The organism is Kaarinaea lacus, assembly GCF_975902315.1.
This window is the reverse complement of the sequence record NZ_CDLKIE010000215.1, coordinates 1-5,914: the sequence shown is the minus strand read 5'-3', so window position 1 is coordinate 5,914 and position 5,914 is coordinate 1. Positions and strand designations below refer to the sequence as shown.

The following is a 5,914-nucleotide window of genomic DNA, read 5'->3' as shown; positions in this document are numbered from 1 at the left end:
TAATCCACTACCTGCAAAATGTATATATCCTAAATCTAATGTGCCTCCCCGAAAAGACCTTGATCTATGTCATTATTCCATAAATCGAGTAGGGGTATACAATATACTTATATATGTATATTTCACGAGCAATTTCATCGAATTATTCAGCAAGGCCCTGATAACTGGGGTATATTTGGATTCGGAGTGAGATACGTGCCAGTGCAGCAGCCGCTAGTCTATTCTTGAGACCTGTTTATTTAAAAAAAGGAATAAAAAACAATGGGCAGCGCCACTATCAATGAAGATTTTGAAAAATGCCTTGATGCATTAAAAAAAGCGATATTGTTAGCCGAAACACAACCCGATGTGACGACTTATAGTTTTGCGGGTGAGAAGTATGAAGCACTAATGTCATTAGTGGATAACATGAGCGAAGATCACAGGGAGTCAATGGTTGATGTCATTGACGATTTACTTCCTACTGAATGGGTGTTCTGGATGGATGCAGTGGAGAAAGCCGAGTTGTTTGGCGAGCTTTCAGATGCTGAAAATAGTACATGCCATTAAATTACCCTGGTATTTATGAGGGGCGTAAAAGCTTCCCTCTTTTTTTAAAAGAGCGGTTGGGGGAGATTTCCAGATGAGCAACGACGAATTTGATGAACTTAAAGAACGTTTAAGGGAATTTGCGGAAGAGAGGGATTGGGATCAATTTCACAGTCCCAAGAATTTATCCATGGCCCTCATTGCTGAAGCTGCCGAACTTATTGAACACTTTCAATGGCTCAAGGAAGAAGAGAGCGCGCTCATTCAGGGGGATAAACTTGAAGCGGTCCGAATGGAGCTTGCCGATATCCAGATTTACCTGATTCGTATTGCTGATAAATTGAACGTTGATTTACTGGATGCCGTGGATAAAAAAATAATCATTAATGAAAACAAATATCCCGTGCATAAAGTAAAAGGCCAACACAAAAAATATACCGAATATGAATAACAGATTGTCGTTAATCTAGCTGAACTAATTGTCGAGATTGAGTTAATTTATGTCTAAATTATTATCTATTATTCGCTATTCTCAGTATTGTCATTATTTTCTGTTGCTTATTCCTCTTTTAATGTTTTATTCGTCTACAACAGTCGCTGATAATGGCATACCAAAGCTGGTTTATTTGATTGTTGATGAAGACAAGGTTATTGCTTCGAACATTGAGTTCAACAGATTCGACGAGTTAACCTTGAATGCTAAAGAGGAGGTAATAAACCACGAAGAAGGCAATGCGGTGGCGGTTGTTATAACTAATAACCGAATTATGGCCTATAGTATTTATAAAATTGGTTGGGTAATAAAAGAAACCCAGGCGAACGAGGTGGTCCAAAGCATCACTGCAGAGGATTACTCTGCATTAGTAGTCACTTCGAAGCGGTTTCTTAGCTTCAATGGTAAAAACGGCTCATGGGCAGAAACAAAACGTAAGAAAATATTTAAATAAACTCGTTTTGTCTTTTGTGTTTAATAAACCACAACAGGACAAATATTATGCCTATCGTTTTATATTCAAAAGAATACTTAAAATTCAACTTAACACATAAATGTTCGGGGTGTGGCAAGTTTTTTCTAATGCCCGAGTTTCTTGATGGTGATGGAAATAAAATATCGGCCAGGGAAGCGGATAATATTGCGGGTAAAACCAGTTTTAAGACCGTCACTAATTTTTTCACTTCCAGCGGTGAAGACGAAGCAGTCGCGCAGGCTACGTATTTTATTCGAGGAAGAAACGGGAAAGTCTTCCGGTACAGAAATTTCGCTAGGTATAAGCGAAGTAGCTGATATCAAAGCAGCAGCTGAACAGGAATTGAAAAATCGCTATACAAAAATGGAAGAAACCAGGCAAACCTACGCTGAAGAAATTATTCTGAAAGTACCTGGTAATACTAAGTTGCTGGTGGAATTTAACTGGAAAAGAATCTGGCAACACGGGAATATTATTATTCATACTGATGCAGGCGAAGCGATAAATTTACCTTTCAAAGCAATTGTTGGTATTACGTTCGATCAAACTCAAATTGACCAATCGTAAATTAGCGGCCATTTGGGTGCCCCATCCATCATTAGTGCGCGCAATACGGCGTGATTACTCCATAGTTCAATTACGAAGTGTAATACTGAAAGCTCACATGCCGCCCATTCCTGCGGGTGGAGAAGGCGGTGGTGGTGGTGGTGGAGGCTCAGTGCCGCCCGATCCTTCCATTCCAGGTGGTGGAGGTGGTGGTAAGCCAGGTGGCGGGGGAGGCGGTAGCGAGGGTGGCGGAGGAGGTGGTACTGACGGCGGTTGTATCGAGACAGTTGAGATAAATTCTATTTCTCTATCATCGGTGGTGCTCTGGGTTAGTTGTATTAATGAATTGTTGCTATTTAGATCAGCAAAATAGAGATTGTTGCCCGAGCCGCCATTATATAAAGACAGGATAGTGCGTCCATTATAATGTGTTGCGTAGTTATGCATAAAATAACTTACATGAGGGATGCTACCGATTTCGCTGATGATAGTGTTGCTCCTGGTGTCCAGTACGAATAAATTAGTTAAAGAGTCGTTGACATGCTCGCCGAGTATTAAGTGTGACAGTGGGTCTATGTCAGGTTTTAAAACTGCAGACATCACGATCTTAAGTATGAAAGAATCTGGAAAAGTTCGAATGGTTTTACCGTTAACGTCAACCACAAAAGTTTCATTTAATGATTCATCCGTAAAATAAAACTTGTCTCCAATTAAAAAAGTAGGTGAGGGGAGATAATTATTATAGGTTGGTATGCTAACAGAAAATAACTCAGTTATTTCGCCAGATGATTTGTTTACAGAAATAGCCTGGAGTCGTTCAGTTTGACCCGAATACAGGTATAAGTGACTGTCAGTTTCAGCGAAGCTATATGATGCCGTATCAAGCAACGGATTTTGGGCAACTAGGTAAGGTGTGCCGGGGGCGTTTACATTGAGTCTCAGGAGTTTTTGGCCATCAATAGCATAAATATAGTTGTTGCGTGTATTGGGGTATGTTAGTAAATCTAAATTGTCGGAAGACAATCGGTAATGCCTGTCGCTAAGCGATGCGCTGCCTGCCGAATAACTGTATAACTGTCCATTAACAATGATATAAACCCATTGTCTGCTATTGCTTTGAAAGAAGTAAATGGAAGTTACACCACTGGCAACATTGTGAGAGGGTGCAGAAAAATCCGTTCCATTAAACCAGACTAGATTACCCGCGTTGTCCAGTGCAAGTACACCATCTATGCTAAGCCCAAGATTCTGTTCATTGAGTCGATACATCACAATAGAGTCACTACGTGCCCATGGGGTGGTGTTAGTCGTTGTAACCGGTGAATAATTATCTTCGGCGTTTAGTGGCACCCACTTATTAATATTGTCTGAAACGACCGGTAGCCAAACTCCATTATTGTTTGTGTCCTGATAAAACAGTTGTTCGCCACACTGAGCATCTGGACCCGGTAAGGAATAACGATAATTATGTTTGTTTTGGTCGGGATCAATCGCATTTAGCGTGGCGCTACATAAAGTAAATGCATTGTCTTCATCTGAAAGTTGCCTGGGCGTAAGGTTGCCGTTGGAGATGTTGTCAACAATCCACAGTCGTCCGTCTTTTGCGTATACAAGAACATCTTTGGCTGAATAGAATTTGGCAGGATTGTTGCCAAAGGGTATATGTTTTTCTTCAGCGGTTATGCCCGTCAAAGAGTTGTTAGTTGGCTCAATGGTGATGGGATTAGCAGGATTAACGATATCGATTGCCTTGATCGATTGATCGCTCTCATATAAGAAGTATGTTTTAGTTTGTTCCTGTATCGCATGAATTTGTTCGGCTTCGGATGACCCAGGTCCACCGCTATTACAGGCAGATATTAATCCAGCTAACAACGACCAGATCAATATCGAATATAATTTTATTCTTGTCATTTGTAATTACCGCTCAACTGATAAATCATTAAGGCGGCGTGGCCGCTTGCCATGAAGTTTCTACATGGCAGGTGTCGCACGCAAACGTGGTTGGTATATGGTTCTGGGATTTTCCAGTAGCGATGACACCGTCATGACAGCTTTCGCAGGTGCCAATTGTTTGCGTGTGATCGACCGTCGTCACCGGAACCCATGCTGAAGTAGTATGGCACGCGTCGCAAATATTCGACGCGTTTATATGAGTTGCTGTTTTTCCCGCAGCAATGACGGCATCATGGCAACTGGCACAGCTGCCAATAACCTCCCTGTGATCAACTTCGTGGGATGCGAGGGGTACCCAGGGCTTTGAGCCGGATCGATGGCATGCAGTACAATTATCAGTGCTGGCTATATGGACTAGTGATTTAGTCGTTGCCCAGGTATTGCCAACATGACAGGTTTCACAGGCATCGCTTGTTTCATCGTGTTGAAAAGGAGTAATAAGTGGCATCCAGACATTGGTAGTATGACACGCTTCGCATTGATCAGTGGTGTTCGGGTGGGTATCGGGTTTTCCCGTCACAAGAATCTTGTCATGACAACTAACGCACGCCTGGTCGGCAACGAGACTGTGGTCAAACGCACTTTTGGTTTGGGTTATGAGGCTTACCGTTATGACTGCTGCGCTGCTACTGCCTTTACTATCGGTAACAGTAAACACAAAGGCATCAGTGGTTGTTGAGCTCGCGGTTGGCGGTGCATATTGAACAACGTTGCCGGCTAAGCTGAGTGTGCCGCCCAGGGAACTGCGTAAATAAGGTAATTCATAAATCAGGTTTGTGTCATCGGTATCTGAAGCAGAGAGGTTAATATCAATTGTCTGAGTGCTCAATGTTGAAACAGATTGTTGCAATGCAATGGGTCGTGCATTGCCCGGATTTTGCGTTTCAATATAATCAAGCAAATCATCTATCCATGCCGTTGTGGTATTCACGGCGCAATTTTCAATGCCAAGAAAGCCGTGGTAACTAAATGCGCCACAGGGGTTATTGGCAACAGTATCGTTAAAACCACCCGATAAATTATTGCCGGCAACATCGATCCCGGCATTGTCAAACTGTTCAATTAACGCGTTGGAGTTGCCTGGACTTGTACCGGTACAACCGTCATTTCGGTGATACAGAACATGCGCCGGGACATCAACGATATCCACTGGTAGTGCAGGGGAGCCAATGGGTGCACCACCGGCACTGGAGCGTGTAACCGGGCTGGATATTGCGATGCCTGCCGCCAGCATGTTTTGCGCTACCGCAGAAATGGCACCACGACTGGTGCCGGCAATAATTACCGGTAAGTTATCACTGTTTTCACGATTGACGATGGTTGTGATATCGATCGCGTGATCAACGGAAGTACGGTAGCTGTCATAGAGATAGCTGCCACTATCAATGGCGCCATAGTCGGAAAAATCACTGGGACGGTCCATGGTTATTACCCGGTAACCGGCTCGCATAAAACGATGCGCACTGCGCACCAGGAAATTGCCCCCCGATCGGGTTGCTGGATTGCCTTCGGTACCTTCAATAAAACCTGTAAGCGCGCCGCCAGCAATCAATAACACGATACCCCTGGGTGTGCCCAGGGGCTGGTGCACCATATAATCCAGCGTGACGGCTTGTCCTGATGAATTATTGCGGGTAGTGACGGAATGATAAATTGGAGAACCAACCGTATGTGAACGGATAAATGAAGCAGAACCATTACTGTTTTGCGTGCTGTCATCACCGGACGGTGTGCAGGCGACAGCCTCGTTGATTATGCCAGTGTTCCCAATGCCCCCGTTATTACCATTGTTCCCGTCGTTACCACTGTCGCTGCTACTACACCCTGTGGTGAATCCAAGCGCGATAATTAATCCCAGATACAACAGGCAACGTACATAATCCTGCAAACGCTTAACCCTCAACATATTCATTCCC

General features: G+C 43.5%; 6 protein-coding genes. 4 read left to right on the top strand and 2 right to left on the bottom strand.

The genetic code is table 11. The features are described from left to right. The first annotated feature begins 261 nt into the window (after window positions 1–261). The 4 genes from ACWVCM_RS06390 (at window position 262) to ACWVCM_RS06375 (ending at window position 2,063) form a co-directional block, all read left to right on the top strand. Window positions 262–549, top strand: coding sequence for a hypothetical protein (locus ACWVCM_RS06390; protein ID WP_455200893.1), 288 nt, complete (start codon window positions 262–264; stop codon window positions 547–549). A 73-nt stretch (window positions 550–622) separates the two neighbouring features. Next, the gene (locus tag ACWVCM_RS06385) at window positions 623–979 is read left to right on the top strand and encodes a nucleotide pyrophosphohydrolase (RefSeq protein WP_455200892.1); all 357 of its coding nucleotides are present in this window, start codon (window positions 623–625) and stop codon (window positions 977–979) included. A gap of 49 nt (window positions 980–1,028) precedes the next feature. Further along, window positions 1,029–1,475, top strand: coding sequence for a hypothetical protein (locus ACWVCM_RS06380; RefSeq protein WP_455200891.1), 447 nt, complete (start codon window positions 1,029–1,031; stop codon window positions 1,473–1,475). A 237-nt stretch (window positions 1,476–1,712) separates the two neighbouring features. After that, complete coding sequence (locus ACWVCM_RS06375; RefSeq protein WP_455200890.1) at window positions 1,713–2,063, top strand: hypothetical protein; 351 nt, start codon at window positions 1,713–1,715, stop codon at window positions 2,061–2,063. A gap of 93 nt (window positions 2,064–2,156) precedes the next feature. On the opposite strand, the gene ACWVCM_RS06370 is transcribed toward ACWVCM_RS06375, so the two are convergent. Next, window positions 2,157–3,956, bottom strand: coding sequence for a hypothetical protein (locus tag ACWVCM_RS06370; protein WP_455200889.1), 1,800 nt, complete (start codon window positions 3,954–3,956; stop codon window positions 2,157–2,159). 28 nt (window positions 3,957–3,984) lie between these two features. After that, a partial coding sequence (locus ACWVCM_RS06365) for an Ig-like domain-containing protein (protein WP_455200888.1) occupies window positions 3,985–5,914 on the bottom strand: 1,930 nt, incomplete at its 5' end.

What these genes read in the sequence shown, in the direction of transcription:
- ACWVCM_RS06370 (WP_455200889.1), bottom strand. Translation starts at nt 3,956, where the DNA reads ATGACAAGAATAAAATTATATTCGATATTGATCTGGTCGTTGTTAGCT.
- ACWVCM_RS06390 (WP_455200893.1), top strand. Translation starts at nt 262, where the DNA reads ATGGGCAGCGCCACTATCAATGAAGATTTTGAAAAATGCCTTGATGCA.
- ACWVCM_RS06380 (WP_455200891.1), top strand. Translation starts at nt 1,029, where the DNA reads ATGTCTAAATTATTATCTATTATTCGCTATTCTCAGTATTGTCATTAT.
- ACWVCM_RS06385 (WP_455200892.1), top strand. Translation starts at nt 623, where the DNA reads ATGAGCAACGACGAATTTGATGAACTTAAAGAACGTTTAAGGGAATTT.